This window comes from Paracoccus salsus (assembly GCF_021556615.1).
Classification (GTDB): domain Bacteria; phylum Pseudomonadota; class Alphaproteobacteria; order Rhodobacterales; family Rhodobacteraceae; genus Paracoccus; species Paracoccus salsus.
This window is the reverse complement of record NZ_JAKGGD010000002.1, coordinates 109,918-132,691: the sequence shown is the minus strand read 5'-3', so window position 1 is coordinate 132,691 and position 22,774 is coordinate 109,918. Positions and strand designations below refer to the sequence as shown.

The following is a 22,774-nucleotide window of genomic DNA, read 5'->3' as shown; positions in this document are numbered from 1 at the left end:
CAATCTAGGTTCAGAACCCGATTCCGACAAGTTTCCATGCGCGACGCAGCAGGACTGTTTCGATGCTGCCGCGTCCGGTCAGATCGGTCGCCGCGTCCATCGTCTGATCGGCCCAGTCCGCGAAGCTGGCCATGGGGTTGTTCAGGCTTTGCAGCGCGCGATACCAGATCCGCCCCGGCAGTTCCCATGACCGCCCGCCCAGATAGTTGCAGAACAGATAGAAGGCGTGATTGGGTATCCCCGAATTGATATGGACCCCGCCATGGTCGTCGGTGGTGGTGACGAAATGATCCATGTGCCACGGCTGCGGGTCCTGGCCAAGCAGATCGTCCGCATAGGCGGTGCCCGGCGCCTTCATGCTGCGCAGGGCCACGCCGTTGACCCCCGGACCCAGGATCCCGCGACCGACCAGCCAGTCGGCCTCGTGCACCTGCTGTCCCAGGCTGCGTTGCAGCGCCAGGCTGCCGAACACATCCGCGATGCTTTCATTCAGCGCGCCCGACTGGTTTTCATAGATCAATCCGCCCGCGAACTGGATGACACCATGGGCCATCTCGTGTCCGATCACCGACAGCTCGAGGAAGGTCCGGAACAACTCTCCGTCGCCGGTGCCATAGGCCATCTGCGCGCCGTTCCAGAAGGCGTTGTTGTAGGCGCGGCGGTGATGGACGGTCGCGACCAGCGGCATGCCTTCCCCGTCCAGAGAGTTGCGACCGTATTCCTCGGCGAACAGCGAGAACACATGGCCGGCGCCGTCATAGGCAAGATCGGCATCGTCAACGCCGCACGGGTCGTCGCCTTCGCTGCGGATGAGTGTACCGGGCAGGGCGGCCTTGAAGCCGCCGTCATGGATGCGCCGGTCCGGACAGCACAGTTGCCCGGACGGGCTGAGCGCATGGCTGGCGAATGCACCGGACAGCAGGTCTGTGGGCGGCACGCCCGCGCGCGCGTGTTCCGCCCGTTCGTCCCGAACCTGCTCGTTCTGTTTCAGCAGGCTGCGCGCCATCCGGGCGGTGTCTTCGTCGCCACGCAGGGCAAGGACCTGCAGCATATACGGCGGAATGATGCAGTTGACGGGATTGTGCCCGGAACAGGACAAGGAAAAGCACATTGCGCGACCCCCGACAGGAACAACCCGTCCGATGGTAGCATGGAAGCCGGATGTCGCAAACGACAAGCGGCTTGCGACGGCACGAGGCCGAGCGGGTTCAGTCGATCCTGCGGCCCGTCTCGCGGTTGAACAGATGCAGGTTCCCGCGATCGAAGGACAGACGCATATTGTCGCTGAGCGTTGCGTCCGAGGGCTGCGTGATCGTCATCGCCTCGCCATTCGCCAGTCCGTGCACCAGGCGCTGCGCGCCAAGTTCCTCGACCGCTGTGACGCTGAATTCGATCGGCCCATCGGGTGTGACCGTCAGATCCTCGGGCCTGATCCCGATCGTTCCTGCATGGGCGCTGCCGGGCAGATGCGGCAGCGCGCGTGCGTCCAGCAGGTTCATGGCCGGGCTGCCGATGAAGCCTGCCACGAAGACGCTGGCGGGCCGGCGATAAACCTCAAGCGCGGTGCCGATCTGTTCGACCCGGCCGCCGTTCAGGACCACCAGGCGGTCGGCCAGCGTCATCGCCTCCAGCTGGTCATGGGTCACGTAAAGCGAGGTGGTGCGAAGCCGCTTCTGCAGTTGCTTGATCTCCAGCCGCATGGCAACGCGCAGCTTGGCGTCCAGATTCGACAGCGGTTCGTCGAACAGGAAGGCGGCTGGTTCGCGCACGATCGCCCTGCCCATCGCCACGCGCTGGCGCTGGCCGCCCGACAGGGCGCGAGGCTTGCGGTCGAGGAACGGGCCGATCTGCAGGATCTCGGCCGCCTCGTCCACGCGGCGCTTGATCTCGGATCGGGGCGTGCCGCGGTTCTTGAGACCGTAGGCCAGATTCTGACGGACCGACATGTGAGGGTAAAGCGCATAGTTCTGGAAAACCATCGCGATGTCGCGATCGGCCGGCTCGACCCGATTGACGATCCTGTCACCGATGCGGACCTCGCCCTCGGTGATCGATTCCAGCCCCGCCACCATGCGCAGCAGCGTGGACTTGCCGCAGCCCGACGGGCCCACCAGCACGATCAGTTCGCCATCCGCAATGTCGATGCTGACATCGCCCACGGCGCGCGTGCCGCCAGGATAGACCTTGCCGACATTCTCGAGGGTGATTGATGCCAAGTTATTTCTCCGTCTCGACAAGACCTTTGACGAACAGCCGCTGCATGCCGATGACGACCGCGACGGGCGGCAGCATCGCCAGGACGGCGGTCGCCATGACCAGATGCCACTGCGGCAGCCCGTCCACCGCATCCGCCATCCGCTTGATGCCTGCCACGATGGTGTAATACTGCGAGTCGGTGGTAACGAGCAGCGGCCACAGATACTGGTTCCAGCCATAGATGAACAGAATGACGAACAGCGCCGCCATGTTGGTGCGCGACAGCGGCAGCAGGATGTCGCGGAAGAATTTCATCGGACCCGCCCCGTCGATGCGCGCGGCCTCGACCAGTTCGTCGGGCATGGTCAGGAACACCTGGCGGAACAGGAAGGTCGCGGTGGCGCTGGCGATCAGCGGCACCGACAGGCCGGCATAGCTGTTCAGCAGCCCCAGCCCCGCGACGACCTGGAAGGTCGGCACGATGCGGACCTCGACCGGCAGCATCAGCGTCACGAAGATGCACCAGAAGGCCAGACCGCGCAGCGGAAATCGGAAATAGACGATGGCGAAGGCCGAGGTGATCGAGATGGCGATCTTGCCGCAGGCGATCAGCAGCGCCATGATCAGGCTGTTCAGCATCATCCGCGCGACCGGCGGGGTGCCGCTGGTCGAGACGCCGCGCTCCAGCATCAGGCTGTAATTCTCGACCAGATGCGGGCCCGGCCACATCGGCACCGTGCCTGACATGAAGTCGGTGGCGGTATGGGTCGAGGCGACGAAAGCCACCCACAGCGGCAGCCCCACCACCACGACGCCCAGGATCAGCACCAGATGGGCCATCGCGTTCAGGCCGGGACGATTCTCGATCATCAGTATTCGACCTTCTTCTCGACCCAGCGGAACTGAATGACCGTCAGCGAGATCACCAGCAGCATCAGGATCACCGATTGCGCCGCCGAACTGCCGATGTTCTGGCCGATGAAGCCGTCGAAATAGACCTTGTAGACCATGATGTTCGTGGCTTGTGCGGGCCCGCCCTCGGTCGTCGCGTCGATGACCCCGAATGTATCGAACATCGCATAGACGATGTTGACCACCAGAAGGAAGAAGGTGGTCGGCGAGAGCAGCGGAAAGGTGATGTCGAAAAAGCGCCGGACCGGCCCGGCGCCGTCGATCGCGGCCGCTTCGCGCATGGAGGCCGGGATGGCCTGAAGGCCCGCGACGAAGAACAGGAAATTGTAGCTTATCTGCTTCCAGGCGCTGGCGATCACCACCAGCAGCATCGCATCGGTCTTGGAGCTGATATGGTTCCAGTCATAGCCGACCACGTCCAGCACATAGGGCATCACGCCGATGGTCGGGTTGAAGATGAACCACCACAGGATGCCGGCCACAGCGGGGGCGACGGCGTAGGGCCAGACCAGCAGGGTCGTATAGACCCGCGCCGATTTCAGCATACGGTCCACGGCGATGGCCAGAAGCAGCGCAACCCCCATCGACATGATCGTGACCGACACCGCGAAGACCGCCGTGACCTGCAACGAATTCATGTATTCGGGGCTGCTCAGAAGCGCCCGGAAATTGGTCAGTCCCACGAAGCTGGAATTGATGCCGAAGGCATCCTCGCGCAGAAAGCTTTGCCTTACCGCCTGACCCGCCGGCCAGAGAAAGAAGATGAAGGTGATGGCCAGTTGCGGCGCCAGCAGAAGCCAGGGCAGCAGCTGATTGCTGAAGATCGTGCGCTTCATCCGAATTCCGGTCGTGCCTGTGGGGGCGGGGCCGCGCGAACGCGGCCCCGGTCAGTCATTGCTGGTGCTGGGCCTGGAACTCTTCGATCAGCTTGTTGCCGCGCTCGACCACACTGTCCAGTGCGCCCTGGGCATCCTTGGAGCCGGACAGAAGCTGTTCGAATTCCTCGTCGATGACGCCACGGATCTGGACATAGTTGCCGAAACGCAGACCTTTCGAATTTTCGGTCGGCGGGTTCAGCGTGATCTGGCGAATGCCGGTATCGGCGCCGGGATTCTCGGCAAAGAAGCCGGCCATTTCATCCGCCGCAGCCTGGGTGATCGGAAGATAGCCCGAGAAGGACGCCCAATCCGCCTGCACCGAGGCGCTGGACAGATACTCGAAGAATTTCGCGGCGCCGGCATATTCCTCGTCAGGGCGACCCGACAGGACCCAAAGCGTGGCGCCGCCGATGATCGAGTTCTGCGGCGCGCCCTCGACATCATCGTAATAGGGCAGCATGCCGAAGCCGAGCTCGAAATCCTTGGCGTTGGCGATCACGCCCGCCCGGCTGGCCGAGCTGTTCATGATCATCGCGCAGTCCTGCGAATAGAACATCGGGGGGGCATTGTCGCCGCCCACCGGGCCGCCATACTTGAAGACGCCCTCATCGGTCCACCGCTTGAGGTTCTCCCAGTGCTTGACCTGCACCGGACCGTTGAGCGTCAGTCGCGCATCAAGCCCGCCGAAGCCGTTTTCCATCGTGCCGATGGGCTGGTTGTGCCATGCGCTGAAGTTCTCGGTCTGGATCCAGCTGATCCAGCCGGTGGTGAAACCGCACGAGGCCGCACCCGAATCCATGATCTGCTTCGAGAATTCTTCCATCTCGGCCCAGGTCTTGGGCGGCTGTTCAGGGTCCAGCCCGGCCTTCTCGAACACGGATTTGTTGTAATACAGGATCGGGGTCGAGCTGTTGAAGGGCATCGACAGCATGTTGCCATCGGTGTCCGTGTAGTAGCCGACCACCGCCGGCAGGAAGGCGGACTGATCGAATTCGGCGCCCTGATCCTGCATCAGCTGGTGAACCGGCACGATCGCACCCTCTGCGGCCATCATGGTCCCGGTGCCAACCTCGAAGACCTGCACGATGGCAGGCTGCTCCTGGGCGCGGAACGCCGCGATCGCGGCGGTCATCGTCTCGGGATAGGTGCCCTTGTAGGACGGAATGACGTTGTAGTCTTCCTGGCTCTCGTTGAAGCCCTTGACGATTTCCTCAAGCTTCGAGCCCAGCTCGCCGCCCATCGCGTGCCACCACTGGACATCCGTCTTTGCATGGGCTGCCGACAGCGACGCGATCAGCGCCACCGCCGATGCGGTGATAAGTCTAGACATGTATTTCCTCCCGTTGGAGCTGCGTTCCCGGTCGGCCTAGCGGCCCACGGTGACGGAAGCGCAACGATCCTGTGAAGGGAATGTGACGATAATTGATCGCGCGGTCAACACGCGAGGATTTTCGCGTTTCTTCACGGATTTTCCTTCCGCGCGATCACGTTGCGCGGCGCGCGCGCGGCGAAGCCATCAGGCCGACCCCCCACCGCCGAACATCCCCTTCACGCCTGCGATCGCGGGCAGGATGGTGACCTGCAGAATCGGGTTGATCACATGCGTCACGATCGGAATCAGGATCAGCCCCAGCGCCAGCCCCAGGATGCCGTCGAAGAAGGCCGTCGTCGCCCACGCGACCGAGGCCGGAAATTGCGGGACCTGCAGCGCCACGGCCTCGGCCATGTGGTGGATCCAGTCATAAACGACCGGCCAGCCAAGATCCGCAATGCCGTGGACGACAATCTGGCCCCCCACCCAAAGCATCGCGGCCGTGCCGATGATGGTCAGTGCCTTCATGAATCCCGGCATGAACTTGACGATGCCCCGGCCGAGCGCGGCCAGAAGGCCGCCGCGTTCGGTCGCGAGGTGGACCCCGACATCGTCGGCCTTCACGATCAGCGCCACGGCGCCATAGACCGCGGTGGTGACGCCGATCGCCACGACCAGCAGGATCAGCGCCTTCATCAACAGCGAGTTCTGAACCGGGATCTCGGACAGCGCGATGGTCATGATTTCCGCCGAAAGGATGAAATCGGTCTTGATCGCGCCGGCGACACGTTTTTCCTCCAGCGCCGCACCTGCGTCATCGGGGTGGATGTGCTTTTCGCTGTCATGGGCGTCGGTCTGGGTGAAGGAATGCGCGATCTTCTCGGCGCCCTCGAAGCACAGATAGGCGCCGCCGATCATCAGCAGCGGCGTGATCAGCCACGGTGCGAAGGCCGACAGCAGCAATGCGACAGGCAGCAGGATCACCAGCTTGTTGACGATCGACCCTCGGGCGATCTTCCAGACAATCGGCAATTCGCGGTCGGCGTGAAAGCCACGCATGTATTTGGGCGTCACGGCGGCATCGTCGATCAGCGCGCCCGCCGCTTTTGTTCCGGCCTTCACGGCCTGTCCGGCGACATCGTCGATCGAGGCCGCAGCCACTTTCGAGATCGCCGCAACGTCGTCCAGCAGCGCAATCAGACCGCTCATGTGTCCCCCGGTTTCCGCGTCATTCCGTTCGCTCGCAAATTGCAGGTGCAACCCGGCGCGCGCAAGGCGGTTAAGTGCGCCTCGATCAGCGAATCGGCACCATGCACCGCGCGGCGCACGGATTATCGGGGCCCCGATCGCCCGACAGCGCCGCATGGAGGGCCGATCCCGGATGTCATCATCTTGCCGATCGCGGGTGACATCGCGTCCGCGACAACCACGTCGCAGGTCAGGACCTGCGCCGGGGCGTCGCTGTTCTGTGGCTTCAGCGGATCGGTCCCCGCTGCGTCGGCCTGCCTGGCGAACGCGTCATGGGTCGCCATCACAGCAAGGGCCGAGGCAGCAAGAGTGGTGGTCATGCATGCGCCTCATGCCAAGGCGTCCGGGTGTCCTGGGCTGCGGTTTCGCATCCGGCAAACACAGTCACGGAGGTCTTGGTGGTCGGTCGCGCCGGGAAAGCCCGGCGATCCTGTCACAAGCGCGTAAGCTCTGCGATCGCCACGATGGGACCGGTCGCCTGACCGGTCGGCGACCCGCCTGCCGGTTCGTCCGACAACGCGATGCGGATGCCTTCGGAGGGATCCAGACCTTCGGGCAGGGTCATGCGGGCGCTGCCCGACTGCGGCACGACGCCCAGAGAGATCGGGGCGCTTCCATCGGGCCTGATCCACCAGATCTCGTAATCGCGGCCTGACGACGGCGCGCCCTGTTGCAGGGCGATCTCCATTTCGTCGCCCTCGAGACGCGCGGCGACGCGAAGCGCCGCGTCTTCGGACACCAGTTCGGCCTGATAGTCCGGACCCGATGTCGGGATCGGAGGCGTCTGACCCGGCAGCCACAGGAAGGCGGCGACCGCGGCCACGGCCAGCAGGCCGGCCAGAGCGCCGACCGGACTGCGCCACCACGACCGGCGCTGGTTCGGATCCTCGCTCAGCGGAGCAAGGCCGTGGCCCAGTTTCTCGCGGATTCCCTGCCGGGCACGCGCGGGCGCCATGACCGGCGTCAGGCTTTCGGCCAGTCCGGCCAGTCGTTCCTGCCAGTCGCGCACTGCCTGCGCGAAGTCGGGGTCCTCGGCCAGCCGCGCGACGGCGGCGCGGGCCTCGTCGCCTTCCAGCAGTCCAAGCGCAAGCTCCGCCGCAAGCAGGTTGTCCTGTTGTTCCGGGGTCAGAGGCTGATCTTCGGTCATTGGCTCACACAATCCTTCAGGCGCAGCAGGCTGCGGCGCAGCCAACTGCGGACCGTGTTGATCGGCTTACCCTCGCGCTGCGCGAGATCGGCATAGGTGATGCCTTCAAGATAGACGGCCCGTACGGCGCCGGCCTGTGGCTCGGCCAGCTGGGCGAGACATTCGTCCAGAAGCCTGCGTTCCTGCGCGCGGATGGTCGCGGTTTCAGGGCCGGGCTCGGACGAGGCCACGGTCGCCGCAGCCTCGGTCGAGGCGGTCGCCGGGCGCGAACTGCGGGCCCGCAACCGATCGATGGCGCGGTTGCGCGCGATGGTGATCAGCCAGGTCATCGGCGACAGCCCGTTGGCCGCATAGCGCGCGGCGTTCTGCCAGACCTTGATATACACTTCCTGCAGGGTTTCCTCGGCCTCGGGGCGATCCTTCAGGACCGAAAGGCAGACGGCGTGCAGCTTTGCCGAGGTTGCGTCATACAACGCCTCGAACGCCTCACGGTCGCCCAGAGCGGTGCGCGCGATCATCTCTTCCAGCTTCAATCTGCGGGCGTCCTGCACGCGCGGCCCTCGCTCGGCTTGTTTCTGCGGGCGACTTTATGAGGCGCGCGGGGGCGCGTCAACGCGCCGTCGGCTTGCACACTGACAACGAATGCGCGATCAAGACGCGGATGCGAGGAAAGGGCCCCCGATGCTGGACATGAACGCGAAACCAACCGAAGAGATCGACCTGCGCGAGGCGTTCGGTCTGGACAGCGACATGAAGGTCAAGGGCTTCGCCGAACGCACCGACCGCGTGCCCGAAATCGACAGCACCTACAAGTTCGACCCGGACACGACATTGGCGATTCTGGCAGGCTTTGCCTATAACCGCCGGGTGATGATCCAGGGCTATCACGGCACCGGGAAATCGACCCATATCGAGCAGGTGGCGGCGCGGCTGAACTGGCCTTGCGTACGCGTGAACCTGGACAGCCATGTCAGCCGAATCGACCTGATCGGCAAGGACGCGATCAAGCTGGTCGATGGCAAGCAGGTCACGGTGTTCCACGAGGGCATACTGCCCTGGGCGCTGCGCAACCCGACAGCAATCGTCTTCGACGAATACGATGCAGGCCGCGCGGACGTGATGTTCGTGATCCAGCGCGTGCTGGAGGCGGACGGCAAGCTGACGTTGCTGGACCAGAACGAGGTGATCACGCCAAACCCCTGTTTCCGGCTGTTCGCGACCTCGAACACGGTCGGTCTGGGCGATACCACCGGGCTTTATCACGGCACCCAGCAGATCAACCAGGGCCAGATGGACCGCTGGTCGCTGGTCGCGACGCTGAACTATCTGTCCCATGACGCCGAGGCTGCGATCGTTCTGTCCAAGAATCCGAACTACAACAACGAGAAGGGCCGAAAGGCGATCAGCCAGATGGTCACGCTGGCCGATCTGACCCGGACCGCGTTCATGCAGGGCGACCTGTCCACGGTCATGTCACCGCGCACCGTCATCACCTGGGCCCAGAATGCCCGGATCTTCGACAATATCGGCTATGCATTCCGGCTGACCTTCCTGAACAAATGCGACGAACTGGAACGCCAGACGGTGGCCGAGTTCTACCAGCGCCTGTTCGATGAGGAATTGCCGGAAAGTGCGGCCTCGAAGGCACATTGACGGCACGGTGACAGTCGTCCGGGCGTCCGCTACGGAAGACGCCGGCTTCGCGCGTTCAGCGCATGCGCACCGCGGCAACAGGCCGGCCCGCCCGACGAACCATGACCTCCATCAGAAGCCTTTCCTGTCCACAGGCGCGATCAGCGCCGATGCCGACCGCGCCGCCCGATGGCCTCAGGGCCAGATCAGCCCTCGCGGGCCGCTTTGGTCGCGTTTGTCCACCAGACCAGCTCATCCAGCATGCCGTCCAGCCCGCCTTCCAGATGGTCCTCGATCTCGGACATGGGCGCGTTTTCGCCCATCGGAGAAACCTTCATGAAGTCGCCGCCGCCGATATGGATGGCGTTGCGCAGCGGCACCATCTGCAGCTCGATCCCGATCAGCCGCAGATGCTCGACCGCGCGTGCCGCACCGACGCCGCCATATCCCAGTGCCGCCAGCGGTTTGCGGTTCCATTCCTTGTAGGCCTGGTCCAGCGCATTCTTCAGCGCCCCGGTGATCGAATGGTTGTATTCCGCGACCACGAAGACGAAGCCGTCATATCCTGCCAGTTTCTTCTGCCACGCGACGGCGCGCTGATCCTCGGACGGAACCCACAGATTCGACGCTTTTTCGTTGAAGAAGGGCAGGTCCTGATCGCGCAGATCGACGAGGTCGAAATCAAGATCGGGATGCCCTGCGACCTTGCCCATGAACCACTGCGCCGGCTTGTCGGCGAAGCGCGCGTCGCGCGTCGAACTGATGATGACGGCGATCTTCGGTTTGGCCATGCGAGAATCCTTTCCTGATGCGATGGTATTTGGCAGAACGCAGGGCGGCGTCGTTGGTTCCGTGCCTGCGTCCGGGATCCGCCTGCAGGGCTGCGCGGGGCTGCGCAGACCTCTTGCCCCGCGTGCCGCGTGGTGGTCTATGGAAGGCATGAAGAAGTCCGATAATCCCGCCGATCCGTTCAAGAAGGCCCTGACCGAGGCCACCCGCGCCCTGGCCGATGAGCGCGAATTGAACGTCACGTTCAGCGCCGATCCCTCGGGGGTCGCGGGCGACACGATGCGTCTTCCGCAGATCAGCCGCCGGATGGGCCGCGACGAGATCCTGATGGCTCGGGGAACCGCCGATGCGCTGGCGATGCGCATGCGCCACCATGACGCCGGGACACATGCGAAATTCGCGCCCGCCGGCCCGATGGCGCGCGAGCTCTACGAAGCCTTCGAGACCGCGCGCTGCGAGGCGCTGGGGGCCCGCGACATGCCGGGGGCGCTGTCCAATATCGACGCCAAGATCGGCGCTGACGCCGAGAAGAAGGGCTATTCACAGATCAAGTCGCCCTCCGACGCGCCGCTCTCCGTGGCGGCCGGGTATCTGTTGCGGCAAGCCGCGACCGGGCGCGCGCTGCCGGGCGGGGCGCAGCATGTCGCCGATCTGTGGCGGCCCTTCGTCGAACAGCAGGCCGCCGAGTCGCTGGCCGATGTCCATGAGGTTCTGGCCGACCAGACGGCGTTCGCGAGGCTTGCGCGCCGGCTGATCAGCGATCTGGGCTATGGCGACCAGCTGGGCGACGACCCGGACGAGCCCGAACAGGACGACGCGGAGGATAACGCCGAGCAGGACGAAGAGGCCGGCGACAACCAGTCCCCCGATCAGGACGAAAGCGAAGACTCGGACAGCTCGGCCGAGCGATCCCAGGAACAGCAGCAGGACGAGCGTCAGGCCCAGGTCAGCATGGACGACCAGTCCGACGAAGAGCTAACGGACGAAGCCGAGATGCCCGAGTCCGACAGCCCGCCCGACCTGCCGCCGCCCGTCAGCGAGGCCAGTCCCGACTACAAGGTCTTCGCCCAGCAATGGGACGAGGAGATCCGCGCCGAGGATCTGGCCGACGCGGCCGAGCTGGAACGGTTGCGCGCTTACCTGGACAAGCAGCTGGACCCGCTGCGCGGGGCGGTGTCGCGCCTTGCCAACAAGTTGCAGCGTCGCCTGCAGGCGCAGCAGAACCGCAGCTGGGAATTCGACAAGGAAGAGGGTGTGCTGGACGCCGGGCGTCTGGCGCGCGTCGTCGCCAACCCGACGACGCCGCTGAGCTTCAAGGTCGAGAAGGACACCGAGTTCCGGGACACCGTGGTGACGTTGCTGATCGACAACTCAGGGTCGATGCGGGGCCGGCCGATCTCGATCGCGGCGATCTGCGCCGATGTGCTGGCGCGAACGCTGGAACGCTGCTCGGTCAAGGTCGAGATCCTGGGCTTCACCACCCGCGCCTGGAAAGGCGGGCAGGCGCGCGAGGCGTGGCTGCAGGCCGGTCGCCCCGCGCAGCCGGGACGGCTGAACGATCTGCGGCACATCATCTACAAGTCCGCCGACGCGCCGTGGCGTCGGGTGCGCCCCAATCTGGGGCTGATGATGAAGGAAGGTTTGCTGAAGGAAAACATCGACGGCGAGGCCCTGGAATGGGCGCACAAGCGCCTGTCGAAGCGCAGCGAGGCGCGCAAGATCCTGATGGTGATATCGGACGGCGCGCCGGTTGATGACAGCACGCTGTCGGTGAACCCGGCCAACTATCTCGAGAAACACCTGCGCGACGTGATTGCCATGGTCGAGCGCAAGCGTGCGGTCGAACTGCTGGCGATCGGAATCGGCCATGATGTGACCCGCTATTACGAGCGCGCGGTGACGATCACCGACGCCGAGCAGCTGGCTGGTGCGATCACCGAACAGCTTGCGGCACTGTTCGACAGGGACCCCCGAAAGCGTGCCCGGGTGCTGGGAATGGCAGCGATCCGGCGCGGTTGAGCGACGCCCGACTTGCGTCCCGCGACGGCCGGGGGGCCAGCCCCCCGGACCCCCCGATGTCGCGCCCGCCGTCGCGGAAATTCCGAGACGGCGGGGTCAGCCGTGCTCTTCCGCGGCGGTCTCGGCCAGCGCCTGATTCAAGGCGCGCAGCGCATCGATGTGATAGACGACGCCGATGATCTCGGGGTCCGGCAGCGGCGTGTCGGGGTCTTCAAGCTCGGCGGGTTCTGGCGGGCGGATGACCGGCAGGAAGGCCGCGCCCTTGCGGTCGAACTCGCGCAGCGCCTCGTCGAGGGGCATGCCTTCTGTCAACGCCTGGCCCGAAGCCATCAGGTTCCGGATCAGGTCCGCGGACGGCGCGCCTTCATCGTCCATCGCCCGCAGGATGGTCGTGATCCGCATCTTCTGGGGTAGCCAGACCTGGGGTCCCTCGGCGACATGGACGCCGCGGTTTTCGAGCTGCGTCAGAAAGTAGGATCGGTGCACCAGGCGGGAGGCCAGCGCCGAACTGAGCGAAACCGCGGTCATCACCGCGATCCCGGTCTGCCAGTCACCGGTCATCTCGAAGATGATCAGCGCGGTCGAGATCGGCGCCCCCAGAACCGCCGCACCCACGGCGGCCATCCCCGCGAAGGCGTAGACATTCACCATGCCCGACACCTCGGGCAGCATCCAGGTCGCGATGATGCCAAAGGCGAGGCCGGTCAACGACCCCATGACCAGTGCCGGCGAGAAGACCCCGCCGCCCATTCGCCCCCCCAGCGTCACCGCGACAGCGGCGGCCTTGACGACCGCAAAAAGGATCGCGTCGGTCAGGCCGATGCGGCCGTTCAGCGCCGCCGCCGTCGTCTCGTAGCCGACGCCGATGATATGCGGAAACGGGATTGCGATCGCGCCCAGGATCAGTCCGGCGACGGCTGGTCGCATCCAGCGAGGCCAGCCAAGGCGGCCCATCGCCCAGTTGCCGAAATTTTCGGCCCGGAAGATGCTGGACATCATGGCTGCCGCGACCAGCGCGGAAACCAGGCCCAGCAGCATGAAGGCCGGCAACTCGACGTAAAACGCCAGATCCATCGCCTGCGACAGGGTGAACTCTGTCAGCCCGCCGAATTCCAGCCGGTTGATGACGGTCCCGGCGACCGCCGCGATCGCGATCGGCGCAAAGGCGTGCAGCGCGAAGTGGCGCAGCACGACCTCGTGCGCGAACAGCGCGCCCGCGATCGGCGCGTTGAAGCTGGCCGCGACTGCACCCGCCACGGCACAGCCCAGAAGATCGCGGCCGGTGATCGGACTGGCGTCGATGCGTTTGGCGACCGCTGTCGAGATGACGCCGGCAAGATGGACCACCGGTCCCTCGCGCCCCGAACTGCCACCGGTTCCAAGCGTGATCAGCGACGCCGCGGCCGAGGCCAGCCCCTCGCGCGTCTCGACCCGACCGCCGTCCAGCGCGGCGCCCTCGATCACGTCGGCTACCGCCCGGACCCTGGCATCGGGCGTGAAACGGTCGAGGATCAGCCCGACGACAAGCCCGCCGATGACCGGGACGGAAAGCACCCAGTACCAGGGCAGACGCTGCGCCACCGTCGCCAGAGTCAGGTCGTCGGCGCCATAGATCAGCGTCTGCAATGCGCCGATGCCCAGACGGAATCCAAGCGCGGCGAAACCCGCGCCGATCCCGATCAGCAGCGCCAGCAACCAGAACTGGATCTGGCTGGGGCCGCTCTTCCGCATGATCCGGGTCGTGCGCGTTGCCCGATGGCGAAGCCGCAGCCAGCCCTTGCTCAGCCAGCCTCCGGCCGAGGCGGTCCTGGGTTCCGTTCCGGATTTCGATGGACGCGGGCGCATGGACAATGCCACTTCTGCTGGGTCGGACGCCAGCGAATCACAAAATGTCGGCCTGGTCCAGCAATCGCGGCAGCGTCGCCCGCAGCAGAGCCGTTCCGCCGGGCTGCCAGCCCAGATTTGACAGCGCCAGACATCGCGGCAGGCGCAGCCCTGTGGCATCCGCGCGCGGGGGCAGGCGGGCCTGGCTGCCGGTCAGGTCTTGCACCAGGCCAAGCAGATCGTGGCGATCCAGAACCAGGTCGCTGACATTGACCGTCCGCGGCGGGTCGGGCACCGACAGAAGCAGCAGGATCGCCGCAGCCAGGTCCCGGCCATGCACCTCGGTCGAGACGCGCGCGGACACCTGCCCGCCCGTCAGATACCGAGCGAACAGCGCACGCCATTTATGCGCGCGTCCGGGTCCGTAGACCCCTGTCGATCGCAGCGCCACCGCCCTGGTCCCGCGCGCGCGCATCCGCGCCAGATGGTTTTCGGCCTCGGCCTTGACGTGGCCGTAAAGCGTGGTTGGCCAAGGCGGCAGGTCATCCTCAAGCACGGTGCCGGGCGGATGGCCGTCGTGCACCGCCCGCGACGACAGAAACGCGATGCGCGGGACCCCGGCGCTTTCCGCCGCCTCGAACAGCCGGATCGAGCCGTGCAGATTGGCGTCGATGAAGTCCCGCGGTGCGTCGCCTTCGCCGCCGCGATAGCAGCCGGGCACATGGGCGAAGGCGCAGTGGATCAGCGCATCCTGTCCGGACAGGTCCGGGGCGTCCCCCAGACGGTAGCCGCGCTCGCGGGTGAGGCATGTGACGTGGTGACCGGCGGTCCGCGCCGCCGCGAGAACGAAGCCGCCGACGATCCCGCTGCTGCCAGTCAGGGCGATCCGCATCAGGCGGCTGGGCGGGCCTGTGCCGCCAGGTCCGGGATCGGATGGCCCGCTGCGATCGCACGCCAAAGTTCGATCAGCGGCCGCATCAGCCGGACCTTGTCATGATCCTGCCAAGGCTTCTCGTACTGGAAATGCAGGATCCGGATATCCTCCCAGCTCCACAGTTCCGGCAGGTTGAACCACACATATTGCAGCATGTTGTGATGGATCGACAGCCCCTGCCAATCGGGGAAATAATGTTGCAGGAAGGTCTGGTCGGTGCGGCGCCAGAACGCGCCGGGGCGGTCCAGGCGGGCCAGCATGTCGCGGTAGGTCCGCTGGTCGGGCCGTGCGGTGAATACGCCGGAATTCATCCGGTGAAATCCGTCCAGCCCGTCATAGACATTCGGCGCCGCACACAGTTCCGGCATCTCGAACAGCTTGTCCACAGAGCGCAGCACAACCGCGTCGGCATCGATGAAGATGCACCGGTCGTAGTCAAGCTGCCAGAGCCGCAGCTTGATGAAATTGTCCAGGGGCGTATGAAAGTCCGGCTTGCCGCCGCGCGTGAAGGCCGCGCGCTGGTGAAGCGCGCCGCGCGCGTGCGTGCGGTCGAACGCCTCGGATGTGGGCAAGAGGTCGGCGGCGATCAGTCTGGCACCATGCGCCCTCAGCCGGGCCAGATGCGCGGGCTGCAATCCGCGATGCATCACGACCAGATCCGCCGCCGTGCCGGTCAGCTTCAGCGATCGCAACAGCGCCTCGGCTCCGGGCAGGTAATCAGGATTGCTGACAAGTGTGACATAGGCGTGATCGGCTTGCGGTCGCGTCTCGGCGGACAGGCCTTCCGGCATTATGCCGGCAAACCGGCCAGCCAGCCTGCGGCGTGGCGAAGAAATCCAGGTCTTATCCATGTCTTGCCTTCTGCACTGCGGATCGGCTCAGCCGCCATTCGGCGCCAGGCTATGGCGATTTCGTGAACCGTTAATGACAGAACGTGCCCGTCGTTGCCAAGTTTCATTTCGCCAGTCACGGGTCGCCAGTCGGTGACAAGAGAAGGATTGCCGGTGAAATCTTCACCCGAGGCGGGCGCCCGGCTGCCTGCCCTCCCGGGATCGCGGCTGTCGCAGAGGGTGGCGGACCGCGACCACCATTCCGCCTCGCAGAGCTTTCGTCCCGCCGCTGGCCACCGGACCGTTCCTCTTGCTCGATCCCGGCGCCGATGCCGGTCCGGGCGCATGGCCGCGACGCCCGCCAGCCGGGCCACCGCCCTGCGCCATGGCACGAGGCCCGTGCTGCGCGAGCCGAACCCGCTGTCCAGGAAACCGGCAGCAGGCCATGGTGCCACGATCAGAGGCGAACACGGCGTGTGCGTTGGCAAGCGCGGGCAGATACAGGCTGAACAAGGCGCAGCGCGTCAGATGATGTGCGGGATCAAGCCTGGCCTTGCCCCCGACAAGTTTCTCACTACAGACTGGCCGGTGCCGGACCGGAACGGATGCGGCCGCCGCGGGTTGATCCTGCAAGCTACAATTGATGGAGAAACACATGTCTTTCAATAACGAGAACCCGAAAACGTCGGCAAAGAATCATCGCCCCGCCATCATCGGGATCGTCGTCGCGCTTCTTGTCGCGGTGATTGCCTTTCTTCTCTTCATGCCCGGCGCTGACGAGCAGAACGAAGGCATCGTCACGACTCCGCCGCCGGGCGATACCGCACTCACCGACGCCGAGGGCGACGAAGCAGGTGAAGCCGCCGTCATTGCACCCGACAGCGCCGCGCCGGTTACGCCCGATGACGATGCGACGGAATCCGACACGGACTGAGCCGTGCCGGTCATCTTTTCCCCCGCCTGGGCCGGACATGTCCCGCCGTGGTGGTTGACGCGAAGTTGACCATCACGGCCCGATGACTTTCCGTCACGGCCTTGCGATAAGCAGAAGACAGCCGCGGCCAACGCGGCGTCATTGACGGGCAGTAGCGAGGGCAGGATGCGGCACTTCACAGCGATCGTTCTGGGACTGATGGTGGTATTGGCAGTGGCCTGCTCGCGGACACCGCCGCGCGGGTCGGCCGGACCCGGCTATGTCGGAGGCGCGGTGCCGCAGCTGGGCGACAGCAGGCCGCATACCTGGCGCAACGGGCATCCCTACAACCATCAGGTGCACGGGATCGACATCTCGCGCTGGCAGGGCAGCATCGACTGGAACCGCGTCCGCAGTTCAGGCGTCAGCTTTGCCTTCATCAAGGCGACCGAGGGCGGCGACCACAGCGACCCGTCCTTCCAGCGCTACTGGCGCGAGGCTGCTGCCGTCCGGCTGCCCCGCGGTGCCTATCACTATTATTACTTCTGCCGCTCGGGAGCCGAGCAGGCGCGCTGGTTCATCCAGAACGTCCCGCGCGAGCGCGGCTCGCTGCCGCCGGTTCTGGATCTGGAATGGACCAACTCCCGGACCTGCCCGCAGCGGCCCGCCCCCGACCAGGTCAAGCGCGAGGCGAATGCATTCCTGGACATCGTCGGCCGCCACTATGGCCAGCGCCCGATCATCTACACGACCGTCGACTTCTACCGTGACAACCGGTTGGGCGACATGCGGGCGGAATTCTGGCTGCGCTCGGTCGCGGACCATCCGCGGATGACTTATCCGGGCCAGAACTGGGCCTTCTGGCAATACAGCGGCACCGGCACGGTGCCGGGCATTCGGGGCGACGTGGACCTGAATGCATTTGCCGGCTCTTCATCGGACTGGGCGCGATGGTTGTCGACACGCCTGACACGCTGAGGTCCCGCCCCTGGCTGGCTTTCGAGTTCGTGGCGCTCTATCTTGGCGCTCCGCTTGCGATTGCGCTGTTCCTGCCGCCGCAGCGGATGTTCTCGGCATTGTTCCTGTTCAGCCTGGCCGGGCTTGTCCTGCTGTGGCGTACCGGCGGCTTCCAGTGGCGCGAGCTGATCTTTGGGCGCCGCATGCCCTGGTGGGAGGTGCTGGGTATCGCCCTGGCGGCATTGGTTTCGGGGGTTGCGATCCTCTGGCTGGCGCGACCCGACGCGATGTTCGCGCTGGCCCTGGCACGGCCGGAATTCCTGCTGATGATATGGTGCCTCTATCCGCTGCTGTCGGCCCTGCCGCAGGAACTGATCTTCCGGCCGCTGTTCTTTCATCGCTACGGCGCGTTGTTGCCGCGCGGCAAAGCGGCGATCGCGGCCAATGCGGCGATCTTTTCCTTCGCGCATCTGATGTACTGGTCATGGGTCGTGGCGGTGCTGACCTTCGTCGGCGGCTGGTTCTTCGCACGCGCCTATCTGCGCCACGGCTTTCCCGCCGCATGGCTGCTGCACGCGGTCGCCGGAAACATCATGTTCGCCGTCGGCATGGGCTATTATTTCTACAGCGGCAACGTCGTGCGCCCATTCTGACCGGTTGACTTCCCGCTGCTGTCGCGGTTGATGCGGGGGCTGAACAAGTGGGGACCGATCATGCACGCCTATCGCAGCCATACCTGCGGCGATCTGACTGCCGCCAATGCCGGGGAAACCGTCCGCCTGTCGGGCTGGGTTCACCGCGTCAGGGATCATGGAGGCGTGCTGTTCGTCGATCTGCGCGACCATTACGGCATGACGCAGGTGCTGGCCGACAGCGACAGCCCGGCATTCGGCGCGATGGAAAGGCTGCGGGCCGAGACGGTGATCCGCATCGACGGCCACGTCAAGCTGCGCGACGCCTCGCTGGTCAATGCCAAGCTGCCCACCGGCGAGATCGAGGTCTATGCGACCGGGCTCGAGGTTCTGGGCGCGGCCGAGGAATTGCCGTTGCCGGTCTTCGGCGATCAGGAATACCCCGAGGAAACGCGGCTCGCCTATCGCTTCCTCGACCTGCGCCGCGAGACGCTGCACAACAACATCATGCTGCGGTCGCACGTGGTGCGCTCGCTGCGCAACCGCATGTGGGATCAGGGCTTCACCGAATTCCAGACGCCGATCATCACGGCCAGCAGCCCCGAAGGCGCGCGCGATTTCCTGGTGCCCTCGCGCCTGCATCCGGGCAGGTTCTATGCGCTTCCGCAGGCGCCCCAGCAGTTCAAGCAGCTGATCATGGTGGCGGGCTTCGACAAGTATTTCCAGATCGCGCCCTGCTTTCGCGACGAAGACCCGCGCGCCGACCGCAGTCCCACCGATTTCTACCAGCTTGACCTGGAAATGTCCTTCGTGGACCAGGAAGACGTGTTCGCCGCGATCCAGCCGGTTATCCAGGGCTTGTTCGAGGAGTTCGGCGGCGGCCGTCCGGTCGATGCCGACTGGCCGCGCATCCCCTATGCCGAGGCGATGCTGAAATACGGCAGCGACAAGCCCGACCTGCGCAACCCCATCGAGATGCAGGTGGTCAGCGAGCATTTCCGCGGTTCCGGCTTTGGCATTTTCGCCAAGCTGCTGGAACAGGACGGCACCGAGGTGCGCGCCATTCCCGCGCCAACGGGCGGCAGCCGCAAATTCGCGGACCGGATGAACGCCTTCGCCCAACAGCAGGGCCTGCCCGGCATGGGCTATATCTTCTGGCGCAAGGCCGAAGATGGCTCGACCGAGGCAGCCGGCCCCATCGCCAAGGCACTTGGCCCCGAGAAGACCGAGGCGATCCGCGTCCAGTTGGCTCTGGGTCAGGGCGACGCGGCCTTCTTCCTCGGCGGCAAGCCCGAGACTTTCGAGGCGGTGGCCGGCCGCGCCCGCAACCAGATCGGCCGCGAATTGGGGCTGACCGACGAGAACCAGTTCAAGTTCGCCTGGATCGTCGATTTCCCGATGTACGAGAAGACCGACGACGGCAGGATCGACTTCAGCCACAACCCCTTTTCCATGCCTCAGGGAGGCATGGACGCGCTGAATGGCGATCCGCTGAAGGTGCTGGGCTATCAGTATGACCTGGCCTGCAACGGCTATGAGCTGGTCAGCGGCGCGATCCGCAACCACAAGCCCGAGATCATGTTCAAGGCGTTCGAGCTGGCGGGCTATCCGGCCGCCGAGGTCGAAAAACGGTTCGGCGGAATGGTCAAGGCGTTCCGCTATGGCGCGCCGCCGCATGGCGGCTGCGCGGCCGGCATTGACCGGATCGTGATGCTGCTGGCCGACGAGGCGAATATCCGCGAGGTCATCATGTTCCCAATGACCCAGCGCGCGGAAGACCTGATGATGGGCGCGCCATCGGAACCGACCAACGAACAGCTTCGCGAACTGCGCCTTCGGGTCCTGCCGAAAGAGTGATCTGACAGCCTCCCGGCCCATGTGCCATAGATGCCACCACCGGTTCACGCGGCAGGCATCATGGTGACGGCATGACGTTCGACCCACAGATCGCGGCGATCAGGCTGGGATACGGCCTGTCGCCACTGACCGCGCCGCCGGCGACGGCCGGCGACCTGCTTGATTCCGTGCGGCTGGCGGGGATGGATCAGGACCCGATGCGGATGCGGCGGGTGCGACGGGTACAGGACCGCCTGGTCAAGCTGAATGCACGGATGAAAAACGCCCAGGGCGCTGAAAAGGCTGATACGCGCGACCGGAAACGCGCCTATCAGCGCAAGATCCGCGATCTTGAGCGGCAGCTGGTGCAGCGTCGGATCGCGCGCGCCGTCGGAGATCCCGCGGGGTTTGGCGAGCGGCTGGTGCAGTTCTGGTCCGATCACTTCACGGTCAGCGGCGGCGGCCTGCAGCAGATGCTGATGGCGGCCTCGCTGGTGGACGAGGCCATCCGTCCCCATCTGAGCGGGCGTTTCGCCGACATGATGTTCGCCGCTGAAACCCATCCCCGAATGCTGACCTATCTGGACCAGGCCCGGTCCTTCGGACCGAATTCCACAATCGCGCGGCGTCAGCAGAACCGCGAGCTTGGCCTGAACGAGAATCTGGCCCGCGAGATGATTGAGCTGCACAGCCTTGGCGTGGCGGGCGATTATACGCAGACCGATGTGCGGCAACTGGCGAAGCTGCTGACTGGCCTGACCTATAATGCGCGCAAGGACCAGAGCTTCCGCCCGGGCATGGCCGAGCCGGGCGCGGAAACGGTGCTGGGCCGCAGCTATGGTGGCGATGGTCCCGCCAGGCTTGCCGATATCCGAGCCGTGATCGACGATCTGGCAGGGCACGAGGACACGGCCAGCCATCTTGCCCGCAAGCTGGCCGTGCATTTCGTGTCCGACGATCCGCCCGCCGGACTGATCGGACGTCTGGCGGCGGTCTATCGCGAAACCGACGGCGATCTGGGTATGCTGTCCGCCGCGCTGGCAGAGGCGCCCGAGGTCGCGGCGCATTTCCGCGCCAAGATGCGTCAGCCCTTTGATTTCCTTGTTGCCGCATTGCGCGGCCTTGGCTTTGACCGGGATGCCGTGATGGCCCTGCCGCTTCGCGAGGCCCATGCGCGCCTGATCAATCCGCTGAAGGGGATGGGTCAGGACTGGGGCCGGCCTCGGGGCCCGGATGGCTGGCCCGAAGCCGCCGAAAGCTGGGTGACGCCGCAGGGGCTGGCGACGCGGATCGACTGGGCGATGCGCCACCCGGCCAAACTGGTCGCAACCTTGCCCGACCCGCGCAGTTTCCTGATCTCGACCCTGGGCGACACCGCGTCGGACGCGCTGCGCTGGGCCGTTCCCAAGGCGGAATCGGCGCGCGAGGGGCTGGCGATCATTCTGGCCTCATCCGATTTCAACCGAAGGTGAGGCCATGCTGTCCCGACGTCTGTTCCTGAAATCCTCGGCGCTGATCGGCTGTTCGGCGGCGGCGCATCCGCTGCTGTCCAGCATCGCCCTTGCCTCGGCGCCCGGCGAGAATCGTCTCGTCGTCATCATCCTGCGCGGCGCGATGGATGGGCTTGACGTGTTCCAGCCCTATGGCGACCCGCATCTGCGCGCCTTGCGCAGGACGCTTTCGCCAGGACCCGACGGCGGCGCGCTGGACCTGGACGGCTTCTTCGCGCTGCATCCCGCCCTGGCACCGCTGATGCCGCTGTGGCGGGCGGGCGAACTTGGCTTCGCGCCGGCGGTTTCCACGCCCTATCGTGACAAGCGCAGCCATTTCGACGGGCAGGACATGCTGGAGGCCGGGACCGGAACCGATCTTGCGCTGTATCAGCAGCGTGACGGCTGGCTGAACCGGTTGCTGCAGACCATGCCGAATATTTCTTCCGAAACAGCCTATTCGGTCGGCCTTGAGAAGATGCGGATCCTGGGCGGGCCGGCGCCTTCGAAAAGCTGGGCACCCGAGGCCGCGTTCAGCCTCAGCCCGCAGGCGCAGCGGCTACTTGAGCGTGTGTATCACGACGACCCGCTGTTTCGCGAGGCCGGCGGGCAGGCGATGGAGATCGTGTCGGAGGGCATCGGGACGATCCACGAGGATGGCGGCCCGACCCGTGACACCAGGGCACTGGCGCGCTTTGCGGCCGACCGGCTCAGCGCGGGGACGCGAATCGCGACATTCTCGATCTCGGGCTGGGACAGCCATGCACGGCAGTCAAAGGTGATCGGACGCGCGCTGGACCGGCTGTCCGACGCGATCCTGACGCTGCGCGAGGGTCTGGGCCGGACCTGGATGAAGACCACGGTCCTCGCAATGACCGAATTCGGGCGCACCGCCGCCGAGAACGGAACCGGAGGCACCGATCACGGCACCGGGGGTGCCCTGCTGATGGCGGGCGGCGCGGTCCGCGGTGGACGTGCAATGGGTCGCTGGCCGGGCCTCGCAGAAGGCGACCTCTATGCCGGGCGTGACTTGATGCCGGTTCGCGATATCCGCGCCTATGCGGCATGGGCGCTGCACGATCTTTACGGCGTCCGGCGCGAGGTGCTGGAAGGCACGGTCTTTCCCGGTCTCGACATGGAGGACAATCCGCGCATTCTGGCCTGACATCAGGCGCTGTTCTGCGGGGCATTCGACGAGGCCGGAATGACGCGCGGGATCCCGTCC

Annotated in this window: 21 protein-coding genes; 8 read left to right on the top strand and 13 right to left on the bottom strand. The window is 65.5% G+C overall.

Annotated features, from left to right (window positions below):
* Positions 1–10: 10 nt before the first annotated feature.
* The 9 genes from L1965_RS03950 to L1965_RS03910 form a co-directional block, all read right to left on the bottom strand.
* The gene (locus L1965_RS03950; RefSeq protein WP_235755113.1) at positions 11–1,099 is read right to left on the bottom strand and encodes a M4 family metallopeptidase; all 1,089 of its coding nucleotides are present in this window, start codon (positions 1,097–1,099) and stop codon (positions 11–13) included.
* 109 nt (positions 1,100–1,208) lie between these two features.
* Positions 1,209–2,216, bottom strand: coding sequence for a sn-glycerol-3-phosphate import ATP-binding protein UgpC (locus L1965_RS03945; protein ID WP_235755112.1), 1,008 nt, complete (start codon positions 2,214–2,216; stop codon positions 1,209–1,211).
* A gap of 1 nt (position 2,217) precedes the next feature.
* Positions 2,218–3,066 carry a sn-glycerol-3-phosphate ABC transporter permease UgpE gene (gene ugpE, locus L1965_RS03940; RefSeq protein ID WP_235755111.1) on the bottom strand — a complete coding sequence of 283 codons (849 nt, stop codon included), beginning with the start codon at positions 3,064–3,066 and terminating at the stop codon, positions 2,218–2,220.
* Positions 3,066–3,944, bottom strand: a complete 879-nt coding sequence (gene ugpA, locus L1965_RS03935; RefSeq protein WP_235755110.1) for a sn-glycerol-3-phosphate ABC transporter permease UgpA — start codon at positions 3,942–3,944, stop codon at positions 3,066–3,068. Before ugpA ends, ugpE begins: the two co-directional genes overlap by 1 nt.
* Positions 3,945–3,999: 55 nt before the next feature.
* Positions 4,000–5,316: a sn-glycerol-3-phosphate ABC transporter substrate-binding protein UgpB gene (gene ugpB / locus L1965_RS03930; protein WP_235755109.1), complete on the bottom strand. Its 1,317-nt coding sequence runs from the start codon at positions 5,314–5,316 to the stop codon at positions 4,000–4,002.
* Between the two features lie 186 nt (positions 5,317–5,502).
* Complete coding sequence (locus L1965_RS03925; protein WP_235755108.1) at positions 5,503–6,507, bottom strand: DUF808 domain-containing protein; 1,005 nt, start codon at positions 6,505–6,507, stop codon at positions 5,503–5,505.
* A 122-nt stretch (positions 6,508–6,629) separates the two neighbouring features.
* A complete protein-coding gene (locus tag L1965_RS03920) occupies positions 6,630–6,866 on the bottom strand; it encodes a hypothetical protein (RefSeq protein ID WP_235755107.1) in 237 nt (78 codons plus the stop codon).
* A 113-nt stretch (positions 6,867–6,979) separates the two neighbouring features.
* The gene (locus L1965_RS03915; protein ID WP_235755106.1) at positions 6,980–7,693 is read right to left on the bottom strand and encodes an anti-sigma factor; all 714 of its coding nucleotides are present in this window, start codon (positions 7,691–7,693) and stop codon (positions 6,980–6,982) included.
* Positions 7,690–8,244 carry a sigma-70 family RNA polymerase sigma factor gene (locus tag L1965_RS03910; RefSeq protein ID WP_338421463.1) on the bottom strand — a complete coding sequence of 185 codons (555 nt, stop codon included), beginning with the start codon at positions 8,242–8,244 and terminating at the stop codon, positions 7,690–7,692. The genes L1965_RS03915 and L1965_RS03910 overlap by 4 nt, the downstream gene beginning before the upstream one ends.
* A 130-nt stretch (positions 8,245–8,374) precedes the next feature.
* Here L1965_RS03910 and cobS point away from each other — a divergent pair, with 130 nt between their 5' ends.
* Entirely contained in the window at positions 8,375–9,346 is a 972-nt protein-coding gene (gene cobS / locus L1965_RS03905; protein ID WP_235755105.1) for a cobaltochelatase subunit CobS, read from the top strand.
* 185 nt (positions 9,347–9,531) lie between these two features.
* Here the strand turns inward: cobS and L1965_RS03900 are convergent, their stop codons facing one another.
* Positions 9,532–10,116: an NADPH-dependent FMN reductase gene (locus L1965_RS03900; protein ID WP_235755104.1), complete on the bottom strand. Its 585-nt coding sequence runs from the start codon at positions 10,114–10,116 to the stop codon at positions 9,532–9,534.
* Positions 10,117–10,264: 148 nt separating this feature from the next.
* Here L1965_RS03900 and cobT point away from each other — a divergent pair, with 148 nt between their 5' ends.
* Positions 10,265–12,133 carry a cobaltochelatase subunit CobT gene (gene cobT / locus L1965_RS03895; RefSeq protein ID WP_235755103.1) on the top strand — a complete coding sequence of 623 codons (1,869 nt, stop codon included), beginning with the start codon at positions 10,265–10,267 and terminating at the stop codon, positions 12,131–12,133.
* Between the two features lie 96 nt (positions 12,134–12,229).
* Here the strand turns inward: cobT and L1965_RS03890 are convergent, their stop codons facing one another.
* Genes L1965_RS03890 through L1965_RS03880 form a run of 3 tightly spaced genes read right to left on the bottom strand, consistent with a single transcriptional unit; the run spans position 12,230 to position 15,682 of the window.
* Positions 12,230–13,978: a chloride channel protein gene (locus tag L1965_RS03890; protein WP_235755102.1), complete on the bottom strand. Its 1,749-nt coding sequence runs from the start codon at positions 13,976–13,978 to the stop codon at positions 12,230–12,232.
* A gap of 37 nt (positions 13,979–14,015) precedes the next feature.
* Positions 14,016–14,849 carry an NAD-dependent epimerase/dehydratase family protein gene (locus L1965_RS03885; protein WP_235755101.1) on the bottom strand — a complete coding sequence of 278 codons (834 nt, stop codon included), beginning with the start codon at positions 14,847–14,849 and terminating at the stop codon, positions 14,016–14,018.
* Complete coding sequence (locus L1965_RS03880) at positions 14,849–15,682, bottom strand: glycosyltransferase (RefSeq protein WP_235755592.1); 834 nt, start codon at positions 15,680–15,682, stop codon at positions 14,849–14,851. The genes L1965_RS03885 and L1965_RS03880 overlap by 1 nt, the downstream gene beginning before the upstream one ends.
* A gap of 694 nt (positions 15,683–16,376) precedes the next feature.
* On the opposite strand from L1965_RS03880, the gene L1965_RS03875 reads away from it, so the two are divergent.
* The 6 genes from L1965_RS03875 to L1965_RS03850 all read left to right on the top strand — a co-directional run bounded on the left by L1965_RS03875 (position 16,377) and on the right by L1965_RS03850 (position 22,714).
* Entirely contained in the window at positions 16,377–16,655 is a 279-nt protein-coding gene (locus L1965_RS03875) for a hypothetical protein (protein ID WP_235755100.1), read from the top strand.
* A gap of 165 nt (positions 16,656–16,820) precedes the next feature.
* Positions 16,821–17,612 (top strand): glycoside hydrolase family 25 protein, encoded by a 792-nt coding sequence (locus L1965_RS03870; protein WP_235755099.1) that lies wholly within the window; start codon positions 16,821–16,823, stop codon positions 17,610–17,612.
* Complete coding sequence (locus tag L1965_RS03865) at positions 17,585–18,244, top strand: CPBP family glutamic-type intramembrane protease (protein ID WP_235755098.1); 660 nt, start codon at positions 17,585–17,587, stop codon at positions 18,242–18,244. The genes L1965_RS03870 and L1965_RS03865 overlap by 28 nt, the downstream gene beginning before the upstream one ends.
* 60 nt (positions 18,245–18,304) lie before the next feature.
* Complete coding sequence (gene aspS, locus L1965_RS03860; protein WP_235755097.1) at positions 18,305–20,080, top strand: aspartate--tRNA ligase; 1,776 nt, start codon at positions 18,305–18,307, stop codon at positions 20,078–20,080.
* 71 nt (positions 20,081–20,151) lie between these two features.
* Positions 20,152–21,531, top strand: a complete 1,380-nt coding sequence (locus L1965_RS03855) for a DUF1800 domain-containing protein (RefSeq protein ID WP_235755096.1) — start codon at positions 20,152–20,154, stop codon at positions 21,529–21,531.
* Between the two features lie 4 nt (positions 21,532–21,535).
* On the top strand, positions 21,536–22,714 hold the full coding sequence (locus tag L1965_RS03850) for a DUF1501 domain-containing protein (RefSeq protein ID WP_235755095.1): 1,179 nt from the start codon (positions 21,536–21,538) through the stop codon (positions 22,712–22,714).
* The last annotated feature ends 60 nt before the right edge of the window (positions 22,715–22,774 follow it).

Excerpts from the sequence above, each read along its gene's own strand:
- ugpE (WP_235755111.1), bottom strand. The coding sequence starts at position 3,066 with ATGATCGAGAATCGTCCCGGCCTGAACGCGATGGCCCATCTGGTGCTG.
- ugpA (WP_235755110.1), bottom strand. The coding sequence starts at position 3,944 with ATGAAGCGCACGATCTTCAGCAATCAGCTGCTGCCCTGGCTTCTGCTG.
- ugpB (WP_235755109.1), bottom strand. The coding sequence starts at position 5,316 with ATGTCTAGACTTATCACCGCATCGGCGGTGGCGCTGATCGCGTCGCTG.
- L1965_RS03925 (WP_235755108.1), bottom strand. The coding sequence starts at position 6,507 with ATGAGCGGTCTGATTGCGCTGCTGGACGACGTTGCGGCGATCTCGAAA.
- L1965_RS03920 (WP_235755107.1), bottom strand. The coding sequence starts at position 6,866 with ATGACCACCACTCTTGCTGCCTCGGCCCTTGCTGTGATGGCGACCCAT.
- L1965_RS03915 (WP_235755106.1), bottom strand. The coding sequence starts at position 7,693 with ATGACCGAAGATCAGCCTCTGACCCCGGAACAACAGGACAACCTGCTT.
- cobS (WP_235755105.1), top strand. The coding sequence starts at position 8,375 with ATGCTGGACATGAACGCGAAACCAACCGAAGAGATCGACCTGCGCGAG.
- L1965_RS03900 (WP_235755104.1), bottom strand. The coding sequence starts at position 10,116 with ATGGCCAAACCGAAGATCGCCGTCATCATCAGTTCGACGCGCGACGCG.
- cobT (WP_235755103.1), top strand. The coding sequence starts at position 10,265 with ATGAAGAAGTCCGATAATCCCGCCGATCCGTTCAAGAAGGCCCTGACC.
- L1965_RS03890 (WP_235755102.1), bottom strand. The coding sequence starts at position 13,978 with ATGCGCCCGCGTCCATCGAAATCCGGAACGGAACCCAGGACCGCCTCG.
- L1965_RS03885 (WP_235755101.1), bottom strand. The coding sequence starts at position 14,849 with ATGCGGATCGCCCTGACTGGCAGCAGCGGGATCGTCGGCGGCTTCGTT.
- L1965_RS03880 (WP_235755592.1), bottom strand. The coding sequence starts at position 15,682 with ATGCCGGAAGGCCTGTCCGCCGAGACGCGACCGCAAGCCGATCACGCC.
- L1965_RS03875 (WP_235755100.1), top strand. The coding sequence starts at position 16,377 with ATGTCTTTCAATAACGAGAACCCGAAAACGTCGGCAAAGAATCATCGC.
- L1965_RS03870 (WP_235755099.1), top strand. The coding sequence starts at position 16,821 with ATGCGGCACTTCACAGCGATCGTTCTGGGACTGATGGTGGTATTGGCA.
- L1965_RS03865 (WP_235755098.1), top strand. The coding sequence starts at position 17,585 with ATGGTTGTCGACACGCCTGACACGCTGAGGTCCCGCCCCTGGCTGGCT.
- aspS (WP_235755097.1), top strand. The coding sequence starts at position 18,305 with ATGCACGCCTATCGCAGCCATACCTGCGGCGATCTGACTGCCGCCAAT.
- L1965_RS03855 (WP_235755096.1), top strand. The coding sequence starts at position 20,152 with ATGACGTTCGACCCACAGATCGCGGCGATCAGGCTGGGATACGGCCTG.
- L1965_RS03850 (WP_235755095.1), top strand. The coding sequence starts at position 21,536 with ATGCTGTCCCGACGTCTGTTCCTGAAATCCTCGGCGCTGATCGGCTGT.